Here is a 25,711-nt window from a genome sequence, read left to right on the forward strand (position 1 = left end):
CCCTAAAGGAGGGAACGACACCAGACTCACGACGTGGATCGCCGCCGTCCGCACGTCCAACCTCCCGCAGCTGCACGGCTTCGCGAACGGCCTTGAACTCGACCGCGCCGCCGTCAACGCGGCCCTCACCCTGCCGCACCACAACGGACGCACCGAAGGCGTCAACACCCGTACGAAACGCATCATGCGGCAAATGCACGGACGGGCAGGATTCCACCTCCTCCGCCGCCGCATCCTCCTCCCATGACCACCACGGAGAGCTACCACCGAATGTGAGACAGAGCCTAATTCCTGATACTCCCCAGGAAAGTGAGTCTGATGAGACGTGCCGCCGTGTTGGCGTCGGTAATCGCCATGGTTGGGTGGGGGTAAGTGGTTGCAGGATGGTGCGGCACGACGTGCGGATGAGCGCGGACGGCGCGGTAGAGGGGTTGACTACACGACACCGGCCCAGATCCCGCGAGCGTGTTTGAGGTGTGTGCTCATCAGTTCGGCGGCCTCGTCCGCTTTTCCGGCCTCGACAGCGTCGAGCAACGCGTCGTGTTCCTGTGTGGACTCGAGGAAGTCCTGGGTGCCCGCGACGTGGTTCAGGCCGTACAGGCGGCCTTGGTCGCGTAGCTGGCCGACGATGTCGACCAGCCGGGGATTGCCCAGGTGGCCGAGCAGGGTGAGGTGGAGTTCCCGGTCGGTACCGAGGAAGCCGACCCAGTCCCCGGCCAGCGCGGCCTCTTCGGTGCGCGCGGCCAGATCGCGCAGGGGAGCGAAGTCGTCGACAAGTCCGCGAGCGGCGATCTCGCGGACGGCGGAGACTTCGAGCATCAACCGGATCTGGATGATCTGATCGAGATCGGCTTCGGTCAGGACGCGGATCCGGAAGCCCCGGTTGCGCACCATTTCGATCAGGCCTTCCTTGGCCAGATCGAGCAGTGCTTCCCGTACCGGGGTGATCGACACCTGCAGCTGTTCGGCCATCTGGCCGATCGCGTACAGCGTCCCGGGACGGATTTCACCCGCCACGATCTGGGCGCGGATCACCTGGCCGGCGTCGTCGCGAAGGCTTTGCCGCCGCAGCCCGGTGCCGGGTGTGACCGTGGTGCCGGGACGGGACATAGTGGACCCCTTGGTCGTCGAAGCCGCGCGAAACCCAGCCGCCGCGGCGCTATCCGAGGTATAAGGTATCGCGTTCAGGTCTTGCTCAAAAGGCGGGCGACGGCCCAGTCCTGAGCGGCGATTCCCACGGTTTTGAAGACCGTTCGCCCGGTGGTCTCCGGTGCGGTTTCGAGTATCCCGGCCAGCTCGTGGATCCGGTGACGGGTGAGTGTGCCGGTCTCGAGCGCGTGGATGATCTCGCCGGCTTCGTCGGTGGCCGCCTCGATCTGTTCGACGACGACCAGGTCCGCGGTCGCGAGCAACTCGTCCGGCAGTTCGCGCATCGTCGGCCGGAACGAGCCGATCGCGTTGACATGTACTCGAGCCGGCAGGGCATCTGCCGGGAACAGGGGAGTACTCGACGAGGTCGCACACGAGACGATCTCGACGTCGGTCAAGGCAGTCGTGACGTCACCGGCACTCCGCAGGTGTACCCCGGGCAGTTCGCCTTCCAGCTCGGACAGGAGTTTCTCGGCGCGGGGGCGGTCCCGGTCGAACACGGTCAACGCGGTCAGCGGCCGGACAGTGTGCACGGCCCGGACCTGGTCCGGGGCCTGGGCTCCGGCGCCGAACAAGGTCATCACGGACGCGTCGCGGGGAGCGAGCGCGTCGGTGGCCACACCGGCGATCGCACCGGTCCGCAGGGTGGTGATCGCCGAGGCGTCGGCGATGATGCGGCCGTTGGCGCCCATCCAGGTCACGGTGCCGATGATCGCAGGCATGCGGTCGAGTCGGACTTCGAGCGCTTTCACGGCCGCGGTTCCGGTCGGTTGGTGGAACGCCGTCATCACCAGGACCCGGCCGTCGCCCAAGGCCAGTCGCGGTGGGAGGACGAACGAGCCGGCGGCGACCTCGAGCAGAACCTCGCGCACGGCGTCGATCGCACGACGCATCGGCACCTGGCGCCGGACGTCCTCCGCGCTCAGTACCTCCTCTGACGTGGTCGTCATCGTTTCTCCTCTCGTCGTGGACCTGCTAAGGCTTGACACCCGAAGTGTAAGGTATTACACCTTACGGCAACGCCAAGTGAGGTGAGAATGGGTTCGAATCAAGTGGACGTCGCCATCGTGGGCGGCGGGGTCATCGGCAGCGCGGCCGCCTACTACCTCGCACGTTCCGGTGCCGACGTCGTGGTGGTGGAGCCGGCTCCGGGGCGTGGTGCGTCGGCGGGGAACGCCGGCCTCGTCGTGCCGAGCTACAGCCTGCCCATGTCCAACCCCGGTGTTCTGCTGGCAGGGGTCCGGTCGTTGTGGGGCGCCGATCCGGCCGCCACCCTGAGTCGTCCGTTGTCTCTGCGCACCCTGCTGTGGCTCGGGCGCTTCGCAGTGGCTTCCCGGCCGGGACGCGCCATGCGCGACGCGCGACGGCTTGGTGAACTCGCCGCCGCGAGTATGAGGCTCTACGACGATCTCCTCAACGACCTCGAAGTGTGCTCGCATTCGTCCGGTTTCCTGCACGTTGCCCGCGATCCGGCGATCTGGCAGGCCGAACGGAAGGCCGCTTCGCGGCTGGCAGGGCTGGGAATCCGGCATGAGGTGCTCGATGCCGCCGCCCTCGCGAACGCCGAACCGGGGATGGCCGACGGATTCGCCGGCGCTGTTCGATTCCCCGACGATCGAGCCCTCGACCCCGCAGCCGTGACGAACGCAGTCCTGGCGGCCGCCGTGAGGAGTGGCGCGGTCGTGCGCACCGACCGTGTGGTGGGGGTCCGGATGCGGGATCGTCGGGCGGACGCGATCGAAACCACCGGAGGACCTGTTCGTGCCAGGGCCTTCGTGCTCGCCGCCGGCGCGGACAGTGCCGCAGTCGGGCGGCTGTTCGGCCTCCGGCTGAAGGTCGAAGCCGGTTACGGCTGGAGCCTGACGCTTCCCGCTCCGAATCGGCTGCTCGACCACGCACTGATGTGCGCGGACGACCACGTGATCCTCACTTCCACACCCGGCCGGCTCCGCCTCACCGGCGGCATGGAATTCGGTGGGCCGCCGGGGGCACCCAAGGCGGAAGCCATCGCGAGGCTTCGCGCTGTGGCCGAACGCGCGCTACCCGCAGTGCGTCGGATCACCGCGGACGGAACCGCATGGCGCGGCGCGCGCCCCATGACCCCGAGCGGGTTGCCCGTGATCCGTCGCTTCGGGGGTGACTCGGGCAACGTCGTCGTAGCCACCGGCCACGGCACGCTCGGTCTGACTCTCGCCCCGGCCACCGGCCGGATCGTCGCGCGGCTTCTGGCGCCCACGCAGAAAGGCAGTGTCGGTACGTCGTCCCGTTCTCTGTGACCTTCCCACCGGAGGTTCTGCCATGACCGCTCCTTCTCCTTCTCCTTCTCCTTCTCCTGCCCGTGCCCGGCTCGTCCTCGCCGTCCTGGTCCTCGGTATTTTCGCTTACCAAGCACTGGAAACCATGCTGGCTCCCGCGTTGCCACTCATCCAGCAGGCCGTCGGCGCCTCGACCCCGGCGATCGCGTGGGTGTTCACCGGTGTCCTGCTCGCCGGGGCGGTCGCCGCTCCGGTCATCGGCCGACTGGCCGACATCCGCGACAAGCGCCGGGTCCTGCTCGCGGTACTGGCCATCGTCTGCGCCGGAACGCTGGTCGCCGCACTGGCGACGTCGGTCTGGGTCCTGACCGTCGGCCAGCTTCTGCAAGGAGCCGGACTGGGACTGATTCCGCTGGCCATCGGGATGATCCGTGACACCCAGTCGCCCGAGCGGGTGAAGTCCGCGAACGGCCTGATCATCGGGGTCGCGGCGTTGTCGACGGCCGTCGGACTCCTCGCAGCCGGGCCGATCGTGGCGAGGATGCCCTACACGTGGCTCTTCTGGCTGCCTTTCGTACTCCTCGTCATCACGTTCGCCGTCGCGTGGTTCGTCGTCCCGCCGTGCCCGCCGGGCGAAACAGGCAGGGTCGACTTCACCGGTGCGGTGTTGCTCGGCGGTGGCCTCGCCGCCCTGCTCGTGGCGATCACCGGAAGTTCGAGGTGGGGCTGGGTATCTCTTGAGGTCCTGGGTCTCACCGCGACTTCGCTCGTCCTGCTCGCCGTGTTCGTCGCGGTCGAACTGCGGACCGAGAAGCCTCTGGTCGACCTGCGAATACTCGCCGGAAGGTCGGTGACGCTGGTCTCTGCCGTGTCGTTCGCGGTCGGCTTCAGCAGTTTCGCGGTCTTCGTGCTGGTCCCGATGTTGGTCCAGCTTCCGGCCGAAACCGGGTACGGTCTTGGCGCAACGGCCACCCTGACAGGTCTTTGCCTGGTGCCTCTCGGGCTGGTCGGGACCGTCGCCGCCCCGCTGACCGGACGGCTTGAGCGCCGGATCGGCTCCAGGGCGGTGATGGTGCTGGGAACCGGGGCCCTCGCCGGGGCCAGCGCCGTGCTCCTCGGCGCGGGCGAACCGTGGGTGATCTTCGTGGCGACCGCCGTTGCCGGCGCCGGTACCGGCCTCGGCATGACTCAGGCGATGAACATCGTGGTCGCCACGGTCCCGGTTGAACGGACCGCGAGCCTCACCGGCGTGATCTTCGTGATCAAGGCCGTCGGCGGTGCGCTGGGCGCTCAAGTCGGCGCGAGCGTTCTCGCCGCGGGAGGCACCCCGATCCCGAGCTGGGGCGATTTCCGGACCGCGTTCCTTCTCAGTGCGGCGATCGGCCTGGTCGCCGTCGTACTGAGCTGGGCACTACCGGCGAAGATCAAGAGGACAGATCAGGACGATGTCGTCCTGGCCGGCTGAAATACTCCGCAATGGATAGGAGACCCATGATTCCCGACGACATCACGCGATACCTCACCACGATCCCGGACTGGACCGAGATCCCCACCGTCGACGGCCTGATCGGCGACCTCGAAACGCTGGCGGCCTCGAACGGGGACCTGTGCCGATGGCGGCGTTACGGGACGAGCCGTCTCGGTGATCCGCTCCGTGTCCTGTCGATCGGACACGGTGAGCGGAACGTCCTGATCCTGGGTGGCCCGCACGCGAACGAGCCGTTCGGCGCTCTGACGGTCAGCCATCTGTCCCGGCTCGTGACCGAGCACGCCGAACTGCGCGACGACCTGACGTGGCATTTCCTGCCCTGGGCCAACCCCGACGCCGCCAGGATGAACGAAGGGTGGTTCGCCGGCCCACGCTCCATTCGGGACTATCACGAGCACTTGTACCGCCCGGCGCCGGTGGACGACGTCGACTACACCTTCCCCAACCTCTCCGAGAATGGTTACTACGACAGGCCGTTGCCGGAAACCCAAGCGGTGATGCGGATCCTGGAAGACCTGCGTCCGGTGTTCCAGTACTCGCTGCACAACTGCGATTTCGGTGGCGTCTTCTACGTCCTCGACCATGACGTACCGGGGCTCGCCGAGGATCTGCTGGCCTTCACCGGCCAGAGTGCCGTTCCCCTTGCGATGGACTCCGCCGCCGTGGCGGGGCTCGACAGCCCCGGCAAGGGGGTCTACCTCTACCCGCCCGCGGAGCTGATCGATGGCGGGATCGCCGAACTCGGCGGAACCAGCGGGCACTGGGCCGCCCGGTACGGGACCACCACCCTGGTCGCCGAGATTCCGATGTGGAACGACCCGTGTGCGGCGGACGAAACCGATTCCGGCCGGACGGTAGGCGAGGTGTTCGGTCAGGCGGCCACGGAGGTGGCCGAATCATCGGACCTGCTCGCCGATCTGATGGCGGCGGTCCGCCCAGCGCTGCGCAGCGGATCTCCCCTCACGACCTCGGTCGAGTCACTGGTCCGGCTCGGCCCCCCGCTGGGGCAAGGAATGCGGGCCGCGGCCGAAGCGATGCACGAGCGGCCCGCCGCGGTCGGCGAAGCCTTCGTCGGCGCGATAACCCCGATCGTGATCCGAATGCGCGGTCTCGGGCAGCTGCGACGGCTGCTGCGGGCCGAACTCGCCACCGGTAACCACACACCGGCCCTCCGGGCGACCGTCCGGAAAGCCGATGAGTTGTTCGACCAGGCCTGCCACGCCGCGGGCACGGTATCGGAGGGGAATCCCTTTCCGCTGCGGGACGTGGTCGCCGTCCAGGTGGGCGCCGGGCTGGTCGCCCTGCGGAGGATTCTGCAGGAGGCGGGGTGACCGGCTTCCATGACGAGGTGATCGTCGGTGACGCCCACAACGATCTCCTGGTGCTCGTCGCACGCCGTCCACGAGAGATCTGGGCTTCCTACTTCCGCGAGCGCTGGTATCCGCAGCTGCGGGGCGGCGGGATCGACATCCAGGTTCTGCCGGTGTTCATCGACGACGAGTTCCGGCCGGAGGGCGCGCTGCGGGAGACGTTGCGGATGATCGAGGCCGCGCACCGGCTGGCCGAGGGCAATGCCGATGTCGTCGCCCTGTGCCGGACGGGCGACGAGGTCTCCGCGGCAGTCGCGTCCGGTCGCATCGCGCTGGTGCCGGCGTTGGAAGGCTGTCCCCAGGTGGACGACGACATCGAACTCTTCCAGACCCTGCACCGGCTCGGTGTACGGATGGCATCCTTCACCCACTACGGGCGCACGATGCTCGCCGACGGCTCGGCCGAGAACGCCACCGGGGGCAGGCTCACCCGCGCCGGGGTCGAAGCGGTCGGCCTGCTGGAAGAACTCGGGCTGCTGATCGACGTCTCGCACGTCGGCAGGGCGAGTGTCGAGCACATTCTCGAGCTGGCCACCAAACCGGTGATCGCCACCCATTCCTGTGCCGACGCGGTGTACCCGCATCACCGCAACCTCACCGACGAGCAGGTGCGCGGGATCGCGGCGACCGGCGGGATCGTCTGTGTCAACTTCTTCGCCGGCTTCCTCACCGATGCGAAACCCACGATCGAGCACCTGGTGGAGCACATCGCTCACGTGATCGCCATCGCGGGGGAAGACCATGTCGGTCTCGGCAGTGACTTCGTCGCCGAGTTGTTCGACGAGAAGATCCCCTCCTGCGACCGGCCGCTCATGATCGAAGGTGTCGACGCGGAGACCTTGGTACCCGGCCTCGAAGGACCTGCCGGCATGCCGCTGGTCACCGAGGCGCTCGTCAGGCACGGCTTGGCCGAGCCCGTCGTGGCCAAGATCGTCGGCGGGAACCTGTTCCGAGTGCTCAGGGAGCTCACGTGAAGAACCTGTACAACCTGACGGTCCCGCTGCGTGACGGCGTTACTCTCGCGGCCGACCGTTACGGGCCGGCCGGTGACGCCCCGGCGCCTGCGATCGTTCTCGGCACGCCTTACGGCAAGAACGACCCGAGGCGGCCCGCGCAGACAGAACTCCTGGCGGCGCGGGGCTACGCGGTCGTGATCTACGATGTCCGCGGCCGCGGCGATTCGGACGGCGTGTTCGAGCCGTACCGGAACGAAGGCCCGGATGGCTATGACGTGATCGAGTGGGTGGCCGCTCAGGACTGGTGCGATGGCAACGTCGCGAGCTGGGGTGGTTCCTACTCCGGCCACGCCCAATGGCTGACCGCGCTGGAGAAGCCGCCGCATCTGCGCGCGATCGTCGCCTACGCGACCCCCTCGGATCCTTTCGTGGACTTCCCGACCGGAACCCGGGTTCCGCAGGAGGTCTGCTGGTACCGGATGGTCGACCGTCGCGCCATGCAGAACGTGGCCGGATTCGATTGGGGCGCCGTCTACAGCCATCTCCCGCTGTACACCATGGACGAGGCCGCCGGGTTCGTCAGCGCCAACTGGCGGGCGGACATCGGACATGCCCCCGGCGACACCGAGTACTGGGCTCCGCTCGTCTACCAGCCGAAACTGTCCGAAGTGGACGTACCGGCGCTGCACGTCACCGGCTGGTACGACGACGTCCAACCAGGAACGCTGCGGAACTTCGCGGCGATGATCGCGAAGGCACCCACGGAGGCGACGCGGCGCGCGCAACGATTGGTGATGGGCCCCTGGGGGCACGACGCCGGCCGCGCGGGCGGCCGGAGGATCGGTGACGTCGACTTCGGTGACCATGCCGAGGACGTCGATGTGACCGAACTCGAGGTGCGGTTCCTGGATCACCATCTGCGGGGTGTCGACAACGGCGTGGACCGGGAAGCACGAGCACGGTTGTTCCTGATGGGACGCGGGGAATGGCGCGACGCCGATGAATGGCCGCTGCCGGAAACCGTGTGGACGTCGCTGTACCTGCACAGCGCGGGTGACGCCAACACCCGTGGCGGCGGCGGGCGATTGACCCCTAAGGCCCCGGCGTCGGAGGAGCCGGCGGACACCTACCGGTACGACCCGGCCGATCCGGTGCCGTTCCTCACCGAGCAGACGTCGATGCAGATCGGCGGCCCCGACGATTACGCCGAGGTCGAAGATCGTGACGATGTTCTCGTCTACCTCGGACCGCCGCTCGGGGAGCCGCTGACGGTAATCGGTCCGGTCCGCGCCGAGCTGTTCGTCGGCAGCGATGCCCCCGACACCGACTTCACCGCGAAGCTCGTCGACGTCGGACCCGACGGTGTCCGGCGCCGCATCTGCGACGGGATCGTCCGCGCACGCTACCGGGAGGGCTTCGCCACGGAGCTCGCTCTGCGGCCGGGCGAGGTGTATCGCATCGAGATCGACATGTGGAGCACCGCGCACGAGTTCGCCGTCACGCACAGCGTCGGACTGGAGATCTCGTCGAGTGCCTTCCCGAAGTACGACCGGAACCAGAACACCGGCGGATCGATCGTCCACGGCACCGAACTGCGGGTGGCGCACAACGAGATCCGGCACAGCCCGGCGCATCCCTCCCGCCTGATCCTGCCGGTGATCCCCTAACCGGTCGGTCTTCGGCACCTGGCAATGAGCCCGACGTGGCCTGCCTGCTGACGTGCGGGGCCGACGGTTTCCAGGACACCCCGGGTCACCTCCGGAGGCGGGTCGCAGACCTTGTAGGCGAGGCTGTCGTAGTCGCGCCGCCAGTCGACCCGGGCCGCGTCGGAGCCGGCGTGGATCTCGGCCGCGAACACCCTGCCCGCCACCACCGTGAGCCGACACTCGTACGCCTTGGGGACCGCGGCCTGGAACAGGTGCGCGGTGGTGGCGATCGCCGGATCGTCCAGCGCGGCGGGGTCGACGACGCTCGCGTACACCGCGACGGAGGCACCGTCGACCACGCCGCGGACCAGGCCGAACGGCTTGTACACCACCGGGCCCGCCACCCCGGCCGCGAACGCCCGCGCGGCCGCCGGGTCGTTGGTGATCAGCGTGCGCGGGACCGTCAGACCGCACTCGGCCGCCACCCGCAGCTGCAGCGGCTTGTACTCGGCGTCCGCCGCCCGACCCGGAGGCGGCAGCCAACGACAGGGCAGCGCGGCAAGGAGTCCGCCGAAGCCCAGGCGGGCCTCGCGCTCCGCGACCCGCCGCACCGGCGCCGACATGGCGGCCGGGAAACGCGGCCGGGTCGGACGGCGGTAGTAGACCGAGCGCACCGCGGCGAGGTCGAGTTCGCGCCGGTCGTTGCGCAATTTCCCGGACCATGCCGTGCCGTCGAACGACGCGGCCAGGGACAACTCCAGCGGGAACTCCGCCAGATCCGCGCGGAACAGCGGCACCGCGCGCCGATTCAACTCCTCCACCACCAAGTCCGCCGTCGGATCGAAACGACCCGACAGGACCAGGACACGGCCCTCGCGGCGCAGCGACGGGGACGGGGACGGCGGCGGGGGTGTGGGTGGGTTGCCGGGTTCAATCGTCACTGGTGCCGGGGTCGTCCGGGGCGTCCATCTGGCCCGACGGCTGGGTGGGGCCGTACGTCTTGGGCGGGTTCTTCGTCATGTAGACGCCGGGCGGGAGGTCCTCGTACACGCCGGTCTGCGCGTCCTCGTCGTAGCCGACGTCGGCGGGGAGGATACCGCCGGTACCGGTGACCGGGACCAGGAACCGGAACGCGAACGGCACCGGACCTTGTCGATCCGACAGGTCCGGCAACGGCTCCGCCCCCGACGGATTCACCGGCAGACGCGACTCCGGCGCGCCCAACGCCAAGCCCACAGTTTGGTGTTCACGTGCCCCGGTATCGGCCACGGCCGCCCCCACCCCGCACGGTGATGACGCCTCGAGCATGCACACCGACGCACCGCCACCACAAGAGGAGCGAGGAAGACACGCGCGGCGACCCGTTCACGGGCGCTCGCGGGTCCGAGTCGCGGGCTCCCGCCGCCGCCCCCGAACGCTCCATCTGCGTCTTCGCCTCTCCGACGGCCAACCGGTCAAGTCGGGCCCGGGCGACGGCGATACCCGCGTCCAGTTGCAGGTGGCGACCGTGGAGCTCACCTGCGCGGGGGTGTCGTGACCGTTCTGGAAGAACAACACCTGGCGATATTCCGCAGCATGTACGGCCCATGGCAGACCGATGAGCAGGCTCAACGCAATACACATGGGCGCCTCGTCGCCGTCGATTACGTCGTCACGCCATTCGTCCCGGATGAAGAAGCGCTCGGCGAGACCGAAAAGAAGAGGCAGGGTTGCGCGATCGTCGACAGCCTCAGCCGCATGTACAGCCGCTGGTTCACCACCGATGACGGCGACGTCCAGGTGCTTCGTGCCGAGCCCCCGTCGACGAGCTACGTCGCATGGCGCTCACTCCGTCGCCGCACTCCTGCGGTCGTGGCCCACCCGCCATCCGCCACCGGCTGGCGGACGGGGCCACCACGCGACAGCACTAGCAACACCCCGCCGGCCTGCGAGACGATCCCGGAACCACCGGACTCGACCCGGACACGCGGATGCGACCCGCTATCCTTCTTCACCTGAGAAGTGCTTCTTTCCATGCAGCCGACAGGATCCTAGAGAAGTCCCATCGTTGCAGGTCAGGAGCGCTTTTCGCTTTCCTGACCGCATGTCAGACGCCCCACTCCATGAAGGCGCGAGGTCAGGCACGGCAGCGGTGGTGCGGGACAGTGGCGCGGCGGCGACGGCGCCGTACGCAGGATCCGCTTCCGAGAGGCGATGACCGTGAGCACCTTGTCGGGTCATCGTCGGGTGCCGCCGTACCGCATGGCCGGCGTGGCACCGGGCGCTCTGGGTACCAACCGCGTCGAACGAGCGGACGGAAGCACCGTGCCGATGGCCGGCTGCGATTTCGTCGACGTGTGGCCCGACGACGTCCTCGTGATCGAAAACACCCGGCGGGGGCGGATACGGGCCCTGTCGAACGCGGGAGCCTCTTCCGACGCCCTCTTCGGTCAACGCTCGCGTCGCCGCGGATCGGTCGTGATGAGCCAGGTCACCGTCCGGCTGACGTCCGACGCGGCGAGGATTCCGACGAGCCGGGTGCCGTCGACGACCAGGATCCGGTGCTCGGGGCCGGGCTCCAGCCGGACCAGCAGGTCGGACAACGGATCGTCCGGAGCGGCGACGGCCACCCGAGACATCGGCAGCATGATCCGACCCACCGTGACCGAGTCCCGATCGGTTTCCGGCACGTGTTGTGCGGCACGCAGCGTCATCAATCCGACCGGGGTCTCGGCGTCGTCGGTCACCGGGAACGCCGAGTGCCGGTACCGCGTGCCTCGCAAGAACTCGGCGACCGTGAGTCGCTCGGATACCGTGACAGGCTCCCGCGACATGGCGTTGCGCACCGGAATCCCGGAGAGAGTCTCCCGTAGCTGGGCTTGGCGTCCCTCCACCGTCGAGGCCGCGATGAGGAACCAGCCGATCAGTGCCAGCCACAGTCCACCGAACGTATCGCCGTATACGGCCAGAAACAGGCCAAGGAAAACCAGGATCCAGCCGAATCCCCGGCCCGCCGCGGCGGCTCCGGTTGTCGCGCGCAGTCTGTTGCCCGTGCGCCACCACAACAGCGCACGCAGCAGTCGGCCGCCGTCGAGCGGGGCGGCGGGAATGGAGTTGAACAACGCCAGCAGGACGTTGACAACCGCGAGCCAGACCAACGCCTCGACCATCGGATTCGCGCCGGAGACCGTGTTTAGCAGCCACGCGGCGAGGCCGAAGAACACGCCCAGAATGAGGCTGACCAGCGGACCGACGCCCGCGATCCGCAGCTCGACGGCGGGCGTGGATGCCTCCCCTTTGAGTCGGGACACGCCCCCGAGCAGCCACAGAACGATGTCCTCCACCTCGATCCCGTTCCGCCGGGCGACCACGGCGTGCGCCAACTCGTGGGCCAACAAGGACGCAAGGAACGCCACGGCGGTGATTACACCGACCGCCCAATAAACCACCTGCGAGTATCCGGATTGGGCGTGGGGAAGACGGGTACGCGCGAGCCCGACCGTGATCGCCGCGAAGATGACCAGTACGCTCCAGTGCACGCCGATCCGGACCCCGGCGAGCCGCCCCAGTGGGAATGTCGCCCGCACCGTGCTCTCCTTCGTCGTACGCGGCCAACAGGACGCACCGCGTCATCGGAGACGGAAAGCAATACCCAGCGCCGGCGGGTACTGATCGTGCGGTGCGCGGTGCCGCTCCGCCTCCCCGTCCTCCTCGGCCGATTCGATTGAACCGCACCTTCCGGAAGAGGGAACAGGGCCGAACGGCCCACCCGACCCCTGCGGACGCCCTCCTTTGCAGTGTCACGAGGAGTGGCCAGGCGATGAAACGGGAAGCGCGGGAGGCCGTTTCGCGAGTCCACGGTGGGCCCGATCGGTGACCGGACGCGGCCGGTGGGCGCATCTCCGTCGAAAGAGATGACCCGGAGTAGTCAGCGTGATGGGGTGGCCCGACTGCGGACCCGCCACCACTGGGCAAGACGGGTCTTCCGGTTGAATGCCGCCGGCAGCGCTCGGTCGGGCCCGACCCGGTCCGCGGCAACAGCCCGACTTGGCGCGCGAATGTGGCCCCGTCGTAGGCGACCCGGTTGCGTTGTACCCGCCCGTCGTCGATCTTCATCTCGTCCAGGACGAGAAGACGGCCCACCACCATCCGGCGTGCCTGGGCCCGGCCCTGGGACACGGACGCGAGGGACGACGCTTGTGCGGCGGCGGCGGCAGGCGACGGCGTGCGGGACCTGCCCGGAGCCGAAGACACCGACGGCGGACGCGATGGGGCACTCATACCGCCGGCACACCCGCCTTCGCGGCCGATGGACCTAGGAATGTGCATCCCCACGACAGCCGGATCACGGCTGTGCCGGCCCCATCTCGCAGACCATGACAGCCATTTCGTCATCCCATGACAGCCAAGATCACCCGGCCGGCCGGACAAAGCCCAGCTCAACAAGGGGAAACCGAAACCGGAAGCGCTGTCACCAAACCCGCTGACACCACACCGCACGCTCACACCAACGGAACTGAACATCCGTCCCGGATCCCGCAAAACCACAGGCCACAGGCCAGACAAAGCCGAACAAGACAGCAAAACCCAGGCCACGCAGCCAAGATCCAAAATCACAGATCCTGCAAATCCACTGGTCAACACATGATCAATCGACAAGAGCTTTCAAAGCAGCCGGGACGGAGCAACCGATTGATTCGAACTCAGATGTCGAGGACGATCCGTCTGGTACAGGCCCGCGAGACGCAAATCATGATGTACTCGCCACTTGCTTTTTCCTCTTCTCCGAGAACGTGATCGCGGTGATCGGGCTTGCCGTCCACCACGAGCGTCTCGCAAGCCCCGCATATCCCTTCCGAGCAGGAGCTCAGCGTGCTCACGCCGGCGTCTTCGAGCGCCTTGAGGATGGTCCCGTCGGCGGGCACGGTCACCGTGACACCGCTGCGCTTGGCCACGACCTCGAACGGTACGTCGCCGGCTACGGGCGCGGCGGCAGGCGGAGCCGAGAAGCGCTCCAGGTGGAGCGCGCCCTGCGGCCAGGAGGAGGCCCGCTCCTCGAGGGCGTCGAGGAGCGGGGCCGGGCCGCAGGTGTAGATCGCGGTGTCTTGGCGGGGGTCGCCGAGTGCCGTGTCGAGGTCGATCGGCCCGGCCTCGTCGGCGGGATGCACATGCACCCGCGAAGGGTCGAGCTCGTCGAGGAACGCCATCGAGACCCGACTGCGGCCGCCGTAGGTCAGCCTCCAGTCCAGCCCCCGGGCCTCCGCTTCCCGAATCATCGGTATCAGCGGGGTGATGCCGATGCCGCCGGCCACGAAGCGGATGCGGGAAGGCGGGTCGAACGGGAAATGGTTGCGAGGACCCGCTACGTCGATCAGTGCGCCGACGCGCAACCGGTCGTGGATGAACCGGGAACCGCCTCGGCCGTCGGCCTCCCGCAGGACGCCGATGCGATAAGACTTCCGGTCGTCCGGGTCACCGCACAGCGAATACTGCCGGACCGCCCCGTCGCCGACCGTCAGGTCGATGTGGGCCCCCGGTCTCCATCCGGGCAGGTCCTTCCCGATCGGATCCACCAGGATGAGGGAGACGACCCCCGCGGCCTCCCATCGGACCTGTCTCACCAACAACTGCATGAACTTTTCCTCCGCTTCCCTGCTCAGAAGGTCACATCGACGGGATCAAGCCGCCGTCGACACGCAATGCGGTGTCGGTGATACGGCCCGTGCGCGGACTCGCCGGAAGGGCAACCGCCGCGGCGTACTCGGTGGGATCTCCGTAGCGGTCCACCGGGATGGAGGCGATGCTCGCCCGGCGGCGGCAGCGTCTGCGGAGATTGCCTCACGCTCCGCGCAGGAAGCATCCGGCCGACGGATGCGGTGAGTGTCGATTCTGCCCGGCGCCACGTCGTCGGCGGTAACGCCTCGGGGAGCCGCTTCCCGCGCGAGAGTGTTGTCCCAGCCGATCAGTTCGTTCAGCTCCATCACCCATGGACGCCTCGGGCTCCGACGGCTGGAGCGGCAGCGGCACCCGTGCCTCCACCCACCGGCTCGTCCCTTCGGAGTGCCGTCGCGTACGACCGGACGTGGTGCGTGGCCGGATCCATTCCCGGCGGTCCGGTCTTTCAACAGGGGCATGCGCCTCGGCGGGCAGATCAGTCCTCATCGCCCCGAAGTCCTGCCGCGGGCCCCTGCGCCAATCCGGCCGCTACAACTCGGCTTCGCCGGCCACGTCGAACTCCCGGCCGTGGCGCTGCTCTCGTCGCACCCGAACCGTCCTACCATCGGCGCCCGGATCGGTTGGCGGCGCAGACATTGCCCCATCGGCGTGTCCGGACCGGTCCGGGTCGGCAACGTGTTCTCCTCGGCCGACGACATATCCGCAGCCTCGGTCAAGTCCGGTCGATGGTCGAATGCGGTGGTCAGGCGCGAAGGAACTCGGTGACGACCGAGTCGTGCTCCTCGGGCTTCTCCCACTGCGGCCAGTGGCCGGCGTCCGCGATGCAGGAGTACCGCGCATCGGGGATGAGTGAGGCGAGCCTGCGGCCGAACTCCGGGCCGGTGCCGGGGTTGTGGTCGCTCCAGAGCACCAGGGTCGGCTGTCGGATCCGGCCGAGCATCTGCGGGGTGATGCGGTGTGGGGAGTCGGACCGGAAGCTGTTCCGCACCACGTTGACAAGGCCCTCGCGGGTCTCGGGGCGCCGGTAGAAGAACCGCCGCAGTGTGACGAGTTCCTCGGTGACGCGCTCCGGCTCGGCCATCAGCCACTCGAGCCGTTTGCGGACCGTCTCGCGGGTCGGGTTGTCGATCGCGGCGAGCGAGCGCTCCCGAAGGTTGTCGCCGGCCGCGAGCTGCTCGGGCGTGATGTGCCCTTCCTCGACCACGGCACCGGCGGTCGTGTTGAGGATGATCCTTCCGACGCGGTCGGGGTGGTGCAGTGCCATCCACATGCTCACCCAGCCACCCAACGACTCGCCCTCGAGGTGGGCGGTGTCGGCGCCGATCGAGTCCATCAGGTCGACGACCTGTTCGGCGTAGGTCGGCACCATCTCGGTGGTGAAAGGTCGGCCCGAGGAGAAGCCGTGCCACAGCAGGTCGATGGCAATGACGTGGAAATGCTTGCTCAGCCGCATGATGTTGCGGCTGTACGCCTCGGCGTGGCCGCCGTTCCCGTGCATGAGGATGAGCGGCTCCCCCTCGCCGGCCTCGATGACACGGGTCTTGAACGCCTTGCCTCGGTACCCGACCGAGGCACCGACGAGGTCGTTCCAGATGCTGTTCGCGGACATCGGTCCGCCTCCCTTACTGCGAGAATTCGGCGATCGACCCGCCGAGTCGGTCAGTAACGCTGGTGTCCCCACACCTTGTCGCCGGTGTGGTTGGTGGAAATATGCGTCGCGGGGTCGATCAGCAGACCGCCGGCGCCGTACTCGAGCCTGAAGCCGGACGGCGTCTCGAGGTAGCAGGAGATCATCCGGTCGTTGACGTGCCGACCGAGTCCGACCGAAGGCTTGGCACCCGAGGCGTGTACGCGATCCATCGCTCGGCCGACCATGTCGACGTGCGTCGGCTCGAGCATCAGGTGGCTGACCGAGGGCGCCGCAGGGTCACCCTGGATCAGGGCGAGGCTGTGATGGCGCTCGTTGACGTGCAGAAAGTTGATCAGTCGCGGCGGCATGATCAGGTAGTCACTGAGCCCGAATCCGAGGACGTTGCGGTAGAACTCGTTGCAGGCATCGAACTCGACGGTGCGGAGCACAATGTGGCCCACCCCGAGCGCGCCGGCGACGAACTCGACTCCCGCGGGTGAGTGGAACGGATCCGGATCGGCGCTCGGGCCCCAGTAGAACTCCATCCGGTTGCCGTCCGGATCGTGGCTGCTGTAAAGCTCCGCGACCCCACGCTGCCGAGCCGACGTCGGCGTCTCCTCGACCACGTCGAAGCCGTGCGCCGTGAGATGGTCGACCAGCGTCGCGAGTGCGTCGTGTGACGCGGTCTCCCAGCCGAGGTACGCGAGCCCCTCCTCGGCGCCTGCCGCGACGGCGATCCGCCACGAGCGCTCGTCCATGCGCAGGCGCAGTTCCGTCTCCGCCGCGTCGGCCGTGGATACGTCCTGGAGTCCGAGAATGCCGGTGCCGAACGTTCGCCAGTCCTCGAGTCGGGCACTGGTGAATCCGACGTAACCGAGCGCGCGAATATATCGGTCCTGTTTCATGACGTGTCCCCTATCGAACGATCAGACGATGTCGGTCATGTCATAGGGCTGCACATCGGCGTCGAGCACCACCGCATGGCGGAGAATCTCGAAGCCCTCGCCCTTCTGGGCCAAAAGGTCGTCGTACGTACCGGCGGCGTGGATCCGGGAGTGTCCGTCGAGGCCGGTGCGAACCAACACCACACTCGCCTTCACGTTGAGAGTGCCGTCGCTCTCGACGAAGACGCGCAGATTGCCGATCAGATGGACTCGGGGCTTGCGCCGCATGCGCCAGTACCCGGAGAGGTAGGCCGCACGGACCCGAAGCGCGACGATCCCTCGCTCCTTCGTCAGGTACAGGCCCGTGTCGGTGTTCTCCCGATCCGTCACGGAGTACTCGGCGTCCTGGTGGAAGAGCCCCAGCCAGTCGCGGTATCGGTCCTTGTCCAGGCACGCCGCCCAGTCGGCATAGAACGCACGCACCCGCTCCATCAGGACCGGGTCGTATGTACGCGTGCCACTGGTCGGCACCGTCTGCGGCTGCACGACCTCGTGCTCGAATACCTGCTGCTCACTCATGGACGAACCCCTTCTCCAACACGATGGGCTCTTCGTTGATGTAGGAATTCCAGAGCTTGTGGAAGCACCGCAGCGAGTACTCGTCGAACTTGTCGCCGACCTTGCCCGGCTTGAGACCGCGGCCCATGTGGGAGGTCGCGAGGCTGGTGCCCTGCAGTCCGCTCTGGGCTCGTACCGCCGCCTCGAGGTCGTCGGCGGTGATCTTGCCCCAGGAGCCCTGGGAATCGGCGCCGGTCTCCAGGCGGCGCTTGCGCTCCGCCGCCGACTCTCCGACCTTGCCCATGATGATGAGCTCCACGACCGTGCTGTCCAGGCCGAAGGGAGTCGCCACCTCCAGGAAGATGCTGCTGCCGTCCGCGTCGTACTGCAGGTCGAAGTTCGGGAAGACCGCGAAGATCGTGTTGCCGTGACGGACGTCCCGCTCCCATGCCGCGAGTCGGGCTTCCTGTTCCTGAGCGGTATGGCCGCGACTGGCGGAGTCCTCGACCGTCAGCGTGAGGCTCTCGCCCAGCTCGGCGGAGAGGCCGGCGGCGTACTTCTCGATGTTGAAGCCGCCGTAGGCCGGGAACGTCAACATCGAGTGGCCGCTTGCCAGTTCGTAATTCCTGCCGGGTTGCATGCCGCCGCGGCCGTCGGCGATCATGCGGTGCAGGAACTGCGGGTGATAGTTGTCCCGGAAGTTGTCGGTCCAGAGCTTCCAATTGCCCGGGTAGTCCCATCGGGCGCGGCCGATGACCTCGGTACCGGTCATGAACTCCCGGAGGTACCGCCCCGCTTCGCCCAGGTAGTCCTCGAAGTTCTCGACGGCCGGGTCGATGGCGGCAAAAACGAGTCCGGCGAATTCCGCGACCTTGACCGGTGTCAAGCCGTACTCGGATTTGTCGAGGCCCTCACCATAGGCCCGCGGGAACGGCACCCCGACAAGGTCGCCCTTGTCGCTGAAAGCCCAGGCGTGATACATGCACTTCACCGAACCCGGGCACGTGCCCTTGGCATCGAGGAATACCTCGACTCCGCGGTGGGTGCACGCGTTGTGGAAACCGCGAATGACCCCATCGGTGCCGCGCCACACCGCGACCGGTTCTCCGGCGATCCTGGCCGTCCGGTAACTACCCGCCTCGGGAAGCTCGGAGGTATGGCAAACGAGCTGCCAGGTACGTCGGAAGATCTTGACCCGCTCCTCCTCGTAGAGGCCGGGATCGGTGTAGTTCCTCCGGGGTACCAGCATGGGCGAGGTGCGCGTGTGCTCGTCCGGGGATGGTGTCGGACGTTCTGCCTGCGCGGTCATCGGTTCGTCTCCTTTCGAGACAGTCGCATCGGGCTGTCACACATGTCCGAACCTCGCCGGGGCATCCGCGAGCGATTCCGCGGTTGATGTCGTGTGTGCTCACTTCGAGATCTCGCCCGGCGAAGACGGTGCTGCTTCCTTGCGCCGAGAATCCGGGATGGATTCGATGGATTCGATCGTTCTGCGGATCGCGTGGATCGCGGTCGGCGCCCGGATCTCGTGTGCGGACGGATCTCGCCGGATCGGGCGCCGAGGGGTTGTGGTTGCCGCACCGGAATCACCGGGAACCGGGTGGCTTCAGTGTGCGGGGAATTGCCTGCCGCGTGGCAGAGCCGGTCGTTACGCGATCCAAGTAACGCGTACTGGCAGTACGTGTTCGGCGGGCCATCCCGGGCGTACAGTTTCGGGCCATGGCGTCTGAAGACAGTGACCTGGGAGGTTTCCTCCGCTCCCGCCGTGCACGCGTGAACCCGACGAGCTTCGGCGGTGCGAGCGGCATCGGGCGGCGAGTACCCGGCCTCCGACGGGAAGAGGTGGCCGCGCTCGCCGGCATCAGCGTCGAGTACTACGCCCGCCTCGAGCGCGGCCGGAAAGTGCGTGTCTCCGAGACCGTCCTGGGCGCCATCGCACGCGCCCTCGAGCTCAACGATCTCGAGGCCAGGCATCTCCACGATCTCGCGCACTCCATGGAGAAGATTCCGATGGACGCCGGAGCACGAGATCACCACGGCGATGCCATACGCCCGGAACTACAGGTGATCACCGATGCGCTCAGTCCGATGCCGGCGTGGATCTCCAACTACCGCATGGATTTCCTTGCCGGGAACCGCGAAGCCCGCGCGATCTACGCGCCCCTCTTCACCAACCCCGAAGACAGGGGCAACCGGGCACGCTTCATCTTCCTCAACCCGGCCGGCCGAGCCTTCGAGTGCCGGTGGGAGCGTGTCGCCGACGAAACGGTGGGAGCGCTTCGGTGGTACGCCACACGTCATCCCGACGATCGCGAACTCGCCAAGCTCATCCTCGACCTCAACTCGCGCAGCACGGAGTTCAGGTCCCGCTGGAGTGATCACGACATCGTCCACAACCGCTCGGGCGACGTGCATGTGAACCATCCGACCATCGGCGACCTCAAGCTTCCCTACGAGCGCCTCGACGTCACACACGACCCGGGCTTGAGCCTGTTCATCCATGTGGTGGAACCCGGTTCGCCGCTCGAGCGGAGGCTCGCCGCCTTGGTTGCCGATGGCTTCTCGGCACCCCCGCGTGTGTAGGTTGGCACACGCATGACGCTCTCGGACGCCGAACTGCCGTTCGTGATGGCGTGGGAAGCCGCGCCACGGGGTCCGGGCCCGGGGCGACCGGGCCCGGACCCCGATCGGCGCTGCCTGCTTCCCGACCCTGGGCGGTTCGCGGGATGTGATGGAACAGGGCCGGGAGATCCTGCCCTCCCGGCTCCTGTCCCGTACGTGATGTCAGCTCGCCTGCACGAGCCCCAGTGCGACATCCACGATCATGTCCTCCTGGCCGCCGACGAGGCCCCGCCTGCCGACCTCGACGAGGATCGTGCGGACATCGACGCCATAACGTTCGGCCGCCGCTTCGGTATGACGGAGGAAGGAACCGTAGACCCCTGCGTAGCCCAGGGTGAGGGTCTCACGGTCCACCCGGACCGGACGGTCCTGTAGGGGGCGTACCAGGTCCTCGGCCGCGTCCTGCAGGGCGAAGAGATCGCAGCCGTGCTTCCAGCCGTTGAGGTCGGCCACCGCGACGAATGGTTCGATGGGGCAGTTGCCCGCGCCCGCGCCCTGGCCGGCCAGGGACGCGTCGGTGACGGTCATCGTCACGGTGCTGGACCGCCCGTTGTTCCACGAGATCGTGTAGGCGGACGGCGGGAAGACGCCGCCGCCGACGCAGGAGGCACCGGGCAGCGTGACGTTCGTCGACGAGGTGCCCGCGGTCAGGGTGGGATCCGTGGAGGAGCATGTGTAGGTGTCGCTCTCGCTGTAGCTCACGGTCTGTGGGGTGTTGGTCAGGGCCGGGGAGTAGGCGACCGACGAGGTCCCGGTGCACGTCGTGGTGGAGGCCGCGTGGGCCGGTGACGCGGGGACGAGCGCCCCGGCCACCGCCAGTACCGTGACCGCGAGCCATCGCGCCGCGCCCCGGATCGGCCGCCCCGCCGGGGACTTGCGCATGATGATCGCCTCGCATTCTCCCGGGCCCGCCGCCGTGGCGGCCCCGGATCGGTGGATGCAGCGTCGAACGGGACGAGACCGCACGGGCCGTGATCCGGGCGCGCGTTCCGGACGAGCCGCCCGCGGCAGGCCGCGGCGTGCAGGAGGGATTCGGGACGTTCGCCGCCGGGCTCCGCCGCAACCGGCGCAACCGGCGCCGCCGAACGCGCATCCGATCGGACACCGGCCGGAACGGCCCGTCCCTCGCGCGACAACGGGATGCGCCGCTCCGAGATGGTGGACACACGGCCTCCTGCGAGCAGTCGGGGTCACCGACCCGACGCGAGACGGCCGGGCAACGACACAGCGCCTTGCGAACGCGGGCGAACCCGCGCCTGCCCCGAGGAGTTCGCGACCGAGCGGGGGCTCCTCGCGTCCACCGCAGAACCGGGCCATTCCGTGATGCGGTGAAATGCTCACGAACGGCCGAGAATCGCCGTGTCGGCCACATCCGGACCGCTCCACCGCGAACACCCCGCACTCGGAGGGCGGCAACTCCGGGCCGCACGGTCGGACGGGCACGCGCCCACGGTTCGGGTGGTTCTCCGTATACCGGCGCCGGTGGCGTGCAAGCACCCGCTCACAGACCACCGCAGTCACCGCCGCGTGGTGGTCGGGTGCGCGAGAGCGCGGGCGGCCGCCGCCGCGCGGACCCGGTCCGCAATGTCCGCGACGTCCACCGACGCCGGTTCCCGGCGATCGGGCCCGCGGCCTGCGGAAGCCGGCCCGACAACACCGTTCGCACCGGCCCGGTCCCACTCTCGGAATCGGGTCGGGACGCTGCCCAGGGTGGTCGTCGTCGAGATCACCGACCCGGAGGTCCAGGAGCTCGCGCGGGCCACCGGCAGCGACCTCAACCGAGGCCTCGGCCGGCGCGGCATCGAAGAGGTCGAGCAGTACCGGGCCGCGCGCCTGGTCGCGCTGCAGACCGCACTCCTACGCGCCGCAGCCGACGACGACCTCGACACCGTCATCGCCTACCACTCCCGCACCCTCGAAGCCCAAGCCTGCGCCGCAAGCCTGCCCGACGTCGCCGCACGCCTGCACCAGGACGACCCGGAGCGTCACCCCGCGCACGTGTGGGCCGACTGGTTGAGCGGCGAACACCCCACCGACCACCGGCGCGACGTCCTGGCTCGGTTCGTCGAACGCGCCGACACCGACGGCACCATCGCCCGCAGGGCAATCCTCAGCAACGTCCGCGTCCTGGCCGAAGGCGTCGACCTGCGCGCCCAAGCGGTCGCCTTCATGGACCCCAAATTCAGCATCGTCGACATCGTCCAGGCCATCGGCCGCGCCCTCCGCCAACATCCGGGCGAGGGACGCACCGCCACCATCATCGTCCCCGTCTTCCTCGCACCCGGGGAACGACCCGACGACATCCTCGTCTCCGACAGCTACCACCCCCTCATCCGCACCCTCCACGCCCTGGCCGCCCACGACGCCCGCATCCTGGACATGCTCGCCACACCCGCACCCAGCGGACCCAAACCCTGGGCGCGGGCGATCGACGTCGACGACACCGACCGCCGAACCGCCGACGACGGCGAGCACACCGAGGACCGGGACGACATCGAGCCCGGTGACGGCGACCAGGACGACGCCGGTGTCGAAGAGCGGTTCCTCGTCCGGTTCATGACCGACCGCGACCCCACGCTGCTGCGCGACTTCATCAACCTGCGCGTGATCAACCCGGAACGGCGGGACTGGCGGCGCGGCTACCACGCCGCAAAACGCCGGCACACGGCCCATGGCCACTGCGCGTGCCGCTGGAGAGCATCGACTACGACACCGAGACCGGGACGTCCTACCCGATCGGGCAATGGGTCGGCTACCAGCGACGGGCCCGGGCCGGATCGATCACCCCGCACCGGATCGAGCTGCTCGAGGCGCTGGGGATGGTGTGGAACACCGACGACACCGCCTTCGAGGACGGACTGGCCATAAGCCGCGCCTACTTCGCCAGCCACGGCCACCTCGCCGCACCCAAACCCGCCGCCATCAACGGCTACCCCGTCGGGCAGTTCCTCGCCAACTGCCGCCGACCGTTGGAGACACGCAGGAACCCCGAACGGTGGCGCGAACGCTGGGCACGACTGGCCGCGATCGACCCCGACTGGAACCCCACCGGACGCGACGACCCCGCCAAGCGGTGGCCGCTGGACTGGCAGCGCATGCACGCCGCGGTACGCCTCCATGTGGAGGCCGGCGGCCGCATCGACGACCTGGTCCCCGGACACACCGTCGGCGGCGAGGACGTCGGAGCATGGCTCCAACGGCAACGACGCAGCGCGGGAAGTCTGACGCCGGCGCAGCGGGCGGCGCTTGCGGGTGGGTGTCGATGTCACCGAGCAGACCGCGCCGCCCGCTGCGGTGGCGTCGGCGGCGAGGGCGGACCGGTGGACGCTCACCCTCGCCGCGGCGGCCGCGTTCCGGGAGCGGGAGGGGCATCTGACGGTGCCGCGCAAGCACGTCGAGACCGTCGAACACGGCGGCGAGGCACACCAGGTCAAACTCGGCGTCGCCCTCGCCAACGCACGACAACGACGCGCCACCTTTGCGCCGGACCGGCTCGACGCGCTCTCCGCACTCGACATGCGTTGGATGGGAGTTCGGGGATTGGGGTCGGGTGGGGTGTTGTGTCACGTTCGGTCGGAGCGCGTGGTGATCCGGATCGGGGGCGATTCGCGTGGTCGGATCGGCGTGGGGTCGTGTCGTTGCCGCCCAACGGGTGAACAACCGTGCGTGGCTCGCCCATCGGGGTACCCCGTTTCCGCGGCGCCCGGACCGAACGGGATCCGCCGACGGACACGACAGCGAAAGGGAAATCATCATGGCCACGTACGAAACCGAGATCCAGTGGGGTGGCCCGCAGGGCAACTGGACGGCCGACAAGGACCTCACCCTCAACCTCGCCGGCCGCAAGTCGGTCGTGCCCGCGGACGGTGCCCCGGCCCCCGGGACCAGCGTCACCTGGAGCGGGCCCGACGGCGCCGGCAACATCACCTTCTTCGATGGCGACCGGTTCCAGGGAACAGCCCAGTTCCCGGGAGAAGGACCGGTCGGCTACCGAGGCACCCTGCAAGGCTGAGCAGCAGGCCGGCGCGTCGAGGCCGCGCGGGCGTTGGCGGCGCACCCGGGCCGCGAGGTCCACACACGCGCCGTCGACGGCTTTGCGGGCCGCGAACGTGCTGGGAACGAAGGGGAAGGCGTCGACCACCTGTGCGGTCGACGCCTTCTCCGCGTCTCACGAGCGTCGGCGGAGGGGAAGGCCGGCGGCCCGTGGACGGGTCGTCACGTCTCGCCCCTCCGGATCCGGTCGGCGATGATCTCGATCTGCCGGTCGAACAGGCGGTCCATGGTGGCCATCAACCGCGGGTCCAGGTCCGGGCGCAGGAGTCCGGGGACGAGGTCGTTGAGGCCGACGTGTCGGCCGGGGGGTGTGGAGTCCTTCGAGGCGTTCGAGGACGAAGGCGTTCAGGTTGGTGCTGAGGGTGTGGTTGACGGGTGCCATCGCGGGGTCGGGCGGGCGGTGGGTGGCGAGGAGGCTGCGGTACATCGCGCGGTGTTCCTCGTCGGGGCGCTCTGCGGCCTCCTCGGTCATCACGGCCCGGCAGGTGACGCCTTCGTCGTTGGTGAATTCTTGGATCACCCACATATCGGGTACCTCCCAAGATCAACGGACCGGGAAAGGTACTACCCGGCTCGGACAAGGAGAAGAGGATCTCTCCCGCCCGATCACCGAGCCGGGTGACCGGGCGGGCGATCCGGGGTGGTCTTCGGACCCCGGCGTGGCGGTGGATCGAGCCGGACGGGCGGGGCCGCCCCCGCGGGTTTCAAATATTCGACCTCTCGTGAGGCGCCCCGCCCGCGGCGCGCCCGCCGCCCGCCCGTCGCGCCGCGCCGCCGGGGCCTGCGCCGCCGGGAGGAACGGGTGAGGAGACGAGCCGTTGTTTCGTCGATGCCTCGGCAGGGCCTCGGGTGGGCGAGAAAGGAAGGACGTCTCCCCGCACCGAAGGATGCGAGTAGAGGTGTCGGCGTGGTCGCAGCCGCGCGACAAGGGGTTGACCAGCCTGTTCGTCCCCGGGAGCGCGTCGGCTCGATGCACCCCCGGGGACGCGCCCCGATTCACCCCTTGTCCGCGCGGGTCACATGATGGCGGTCCGGATCGGGCGGTGGGCGGGGCCGTGCTCGGCGAGCTGCTCGAGGGTGGTCGCGTACACGCGCATCTGAGCCTGGTTCGGTTTGACGGACACCCTGTCTGAGGGGTTTGCCCCTCTTGGGAGGATGTCCATCATGGAGCGCATGGGGAAGAAGAAGCCTCGGCCTCGCCGCTCGTTCACGTCGGAGTTCAAGGCCGAGATCGTCGAGCTGTGTCGGCGCGGTGATCGTTCGGTCGGTCAGGTCGCGAAGGATTTCGATCTCACCGAGACCGCGGTGCGCGACTGGGTCGTGCGGGCCGAGGTCGACGCCGGGGAGCGCGACGGTCTGACCGGTGGCGAACGCGAGGAGTTGGCCGCGTTGCGGCGGGAGAATCAGCGGCTGCGCCAGGACGTGGAAGTCCTCAAGCGGGCCA

At 68.5% G+C, this 25,711-nt stretch carries 20 protein-coding genes and 5 pseudogenes; 14 read left to right on the top strand and 11 right to left on the bottom strand.

From position 1 onward, the window contains the following. On the top strand, nt 1-247 hold a 247-nt coding region (locus tag A3IC_RS0149295), incomplete at its 5' end, for a transposase (protein WP_020557435.1). A 188-nt stretch (nt 248-435) separates the two neighbouring features. Here the strand turns inward: A3IC_RS0149295 and A3IC_RS0149300 are convergent. Both A3IC_RS0149300 and A3IC_RS0149305 read right to left on the bottom strand, forming a co-directional pair. Further along, nucleotides 436-1,110 (bottom strand): GntR family transcriptional regulator, encoded by a 675-nt coding sequence (locus A3IC_RS0149300; RefSeq protein ID WP_020557436.1) that lies wholly within the window; start codon nt 1,108-1,110, stop codon nt 436-438. A 74-nt stretch (nt 1,111-1,184) separates the two neighbouring features. Then, complete coding sequence (locus tag A3IC_RS0149305; RefSeq protein ID WP_020557437.1) at nt 1,185-2,099, bottom strand: ornithine cyclodeaminase family protein; 915 nt, start codon at nt 2,097-2,099, stop codon at nt 1,185-1,187. A gap of 102 nt (nt 2,100-2,201) precedes the next feature. On the opposite strand from A3IC_RS0149305, the gene A3IC_RS0149310 reads away from it, so the two are divergent. The 5 genes from A3IC_RS0149310 to A3IC_RS0149330 are packed head-to-tail and all read left to right on the top strand — an operon-like array spanning nt 2,202 to nt 8,886. Next, on the top strand, nt 2,202-3,425 hold the full coding sequence (locus A3IC_RS0149310; RefSeq protein ID WP_020557438.1) for an NAD(P)/FAD-dependent oxidoreductase: 1,224 nt from the start codon (nt 2,202-2,204) through the stop codon (nt 3,423-3,425). Between the two features lie 22 nt (nt 3,426-3,447). Beyond that, complete coding sequence (locus tag A3IC_RS61095; RefSeq protein ID WP_079027199.1) at nt 3,448-4,869, top strand: MFS transporter; 1,422 nt, start codon at nt 3,448-3,450, stop codon at nt 4,867-4,869. 26 nt (nt 4,870-4,895) lie between these two features. Beyond that, entirely contained in the window at nt 4,896-6,224 is a 1,329-nt protein-coding gene (locus A3IC_RS0149320; protein ID WP_020557440.1) for a M14 family zinc carboxypeptidase, read from the top strand. Continuing rightward, complete coding sequence (locus A3IC_RS0149325; protein WP_020557441.1) at nt 6,221-7,237, top strand: dipeptidase; 1,017 nt, start codon at nt 6,221-6,223, stop codon at nt 7,235-7,237. The genes A3IC_RS0149320 and A3IC_RS0149325 overlap by 4 nt, the downstream gene beginning before the upstream one ends. Then, nucleotides 7,234-8,886 (top strand): CocE/NonD family hydrolase, encoded by a 1,653-nt coding sequence (locus A3IC_RS0149330; RefSeq protein ID WP_020557442.1) that lies wholly within the window; start codon nt 7,234-7,236, stop codon nt 8,884-8,886. The genes A3IC_RS0149325 and A3IC_RS0149330 overlap by 4 nt, the downstream gene beginning before the upstream one ends. Here A3IC_RS0149330 and A3IC_RS0149335 read toward each other — a convergent pair. Continuing rightward, nucleotides 8,883-9,806, bottom strand: a complete 924-nt coding sequence (locus tag A3IC_RS0149335; protein WP_245599981.1) for an MvdC/MvdD family ATP grasp protein — start codon at nt 9,804-9,806, stop codon at nt 8,883-8,885. The genes A3IC_RS0149330 and A3IC_RS0149335 overlap by 4 nt on opposite strands. Continuing rightward, nucleotides 9,796-10,062 (bottom strand): hypothetical protein, encoded by a 267-nt coding sequence (locus A3IC_RS0149340; protein ID WP_245599982.1) that lies wholly within the window; start codon nt 10,060-10,062, stop codon nt 9,796-9,798. The genes A3IC_RS0149335 and A3IC_RS0149340 overlap by 11 nt, the downstream gene beginning before the upstream one ends. Nucleotides 10,063-10,398: 336 nt before the next feature. Between A3IC_RS0149340 and A3IC_RS69555 the strand changes: the two genes are divergently transcribed. Both A3IC_RS69555 and A3IC_RS66500 read left to right on the top strand, forming a co-directional pair. Next, nucleotides 10,399-10,863 carry a hypothetical protein gene (locus A3IC_RS69555; RefSeq protein ID WP_158696422.1) on the top strand — a complete coding sequence of 155 codons (465 nt, stop codon included), beginning with the start codon at nt 10,399-10,401 and terminating at the stop codon, nt 10,861-10,863. Between the two features lie 117 nt (nt 10,864-10,980). Then, nucleotides 10,981-11,326: pseudogene (locus tag A3IC_RS66500) on the top strand (hydantoinase B/oxoprolinase family protein); the annotation flags it as partial. Here A3IC_RS66500 and A3IC_RS0149345 read toward each other — a convergent pair. The 6 genes from A3IC_RS0149345 to A3IC_RS63720 all read right to left on the bottom strand — a co-directional run bounded on the left by A3IC_RS0149345 (nt 11,295) and on the right by A3IC_RS63720 (nt 18,901). Beyond that, nucleotides 11,295-12,431, bottom strand: a complete 1,137-nt coding sequence (locus tag A3IC_RS0149345; RefSeq protein WP_020557445.1) for a site-2 protease family protein — start codon at nt 12,429-12,431, stop codon at nt 11,295-11,297. The pseudogene A3IC_RS66500 and the gene A3IC_RS0149345 overlap by 32 nt on opposite strands. A gap of 1,116 nt (nt 12,432-13,547) precedes the next feature. Continuing rightward, nucleotides 13,548-14,477 carry a PDR/VanB family oxidoreductase gene (locus A3IC_RS0149350; RefSeq protein WP_020557446.1) on the bottom strand — a complete coding sequence of 310 codons (930 nt, stop codon included), beginning with the start codon at nt 14,475-14,477 and terminating at the stop codon, nt 13,548-13,550. 785 nt (nt 14,478-15,262) lie between these two features. Further along, nucleotides 15,263-16,129 carry an alpha/beta fold hydrolase gene (locus A3IC_RS0149355; RefSeq protein ID WP_020557448.1) on the bottom strand — a complete coding sequence of 289 codons (867 nt, stop codon included), beginning with the start codon at nt 16,127-16,129 and terminating at the stop codon, nt 15,263-15,265. 50 nt (nt 16,130-16,179) lie between these two features. Further along, a complete protein-coding gene (locus tag A3IC_RS0149360; protein ID WP_020557449.1) occupies nt 16,180-17,055 on the bottom strand; it encodes a VOC family protein in 876 nt (291 codons plus the stop codon). Nucleotides 17,056-17,076: 21 nt separating this feature from the next. Then, nucleotides 17,077-17,613 (bottom strand): aromatic-ring-hydroxylating dioxygenase subunit beta, encoded by a 537-nt coding sequence (locus A3IC_RS63715; protein WP_020557450.1) that lies wholly within the window; start codon nt 17,611-17,613, stop codon nt 17,077-17,079. Then, on the bottom strand, nt 17,606-18,901 hold the full coding sequence (locus A3IC_RS63720; RefSeq protein WP_079027201.1) for an aromatic ring-hydroxylating oxygenase subunit alpha: 1,296 nt from the start codon (nt 18,899-18,901) through the stop codon (nt 17,606-17,608). Before A3IC_RS63720 ends, A3IC_RS63715 begins: the two co-directional genes overlap by 8 nt. A gap of 410 nt (nt 18,902-19,311) precedes the next feature. Here A3IC_RS63720 and A3IC_RS61115 point away from each other — a divergent pair, with 410 nt between their 5' ends. Beyond that, on the top strand, nt 19,312-20,175 hold the full coding sequence (locus tag A3IC_RS61115) for a helix-turn-helix transcriptional regulator (protein WP_040878801.1): 864 nt from the start codon (nt 19,312-19,314) through the stop codon (nt 20,173-20,175). 201 nt (nt 20,176-20,376) lie between these two features. Here the strand turns inward: A3IC_RS61115 and A3IC_RS61120 are convergent. Next, a pseudogene (locus A3IC_RS61120) lies at nt 20,377-20,742 on the bottom strand (4-hydroxy-2-oxovalerate aldolase); the annotation flags it as partial. 1,056 nt (nt 20,743-21,798) lie between these two features. On the opposite strand from A3IC_RS61120, the pseudogene A3IC_RS73980 reads away from it, so the two are divergent. The 5 genes and pseudogenes from A3IC_RS73980 to A3IC_RS0149400 all read left to right on the top strand — a co-directional run. Continuing rightward, nucleotides 21,799-22,428, top strand: a pseudogene (locus tag A3IC_RS73980) (hypothetical protein); the annotation flags it as partial. A gap of 470 nt (nt 22,429-22,898) precedes the next feature. After that, a pseudogene (locus A3IC_RS73985) lies at nt 22,899-23,186 on the top strand (helicase associated domain-containing protein); the annotation flags it as partial. A gap of 322 nt (nt 23,187-23,508) precedes the next feature. Next, nucleotides 23,509-23,721 (top strand): annotated as a pseudogene (locus tag A3IC_RS72195) (Helicase associated domain protein); the annotation flags it as partial. A 247-nt stretch (nt 23,722-23,968) separates the two neighbouring features. Then, complete coding sequence (locus tag A3IC_RS0149390; RefSeq protein ID WP_026219653.1) at nt 23,969-24,226, top strand: hypothetical protein; 258 nt, start codon at nt 23,969-23,971, stop codon at nt 24,224-24,226. A 1,205-nt stretch (nt 24,227-25,431) separates the two neighbouring features. Further along, a partial coding sequence (locus tag A3IC_RS0149400) for an IS3 family transposase (RefSeq protein ID WP_040878567.1) occupies nt 25,432-25,711 on the top strand: 280 nt, incomplete at its 3' end.

The sequence above is a fragment of the Embleya scabrispora DSM 41855 genome, from assembly GCF_000372745.1.
Taxonomy (GTDB): domain Bacteria; phylum Actinomycetota; class Actinomycetes; order Streptomycetales; family Streptomycetaceae; genus Embleya; species Embleya scabrispora.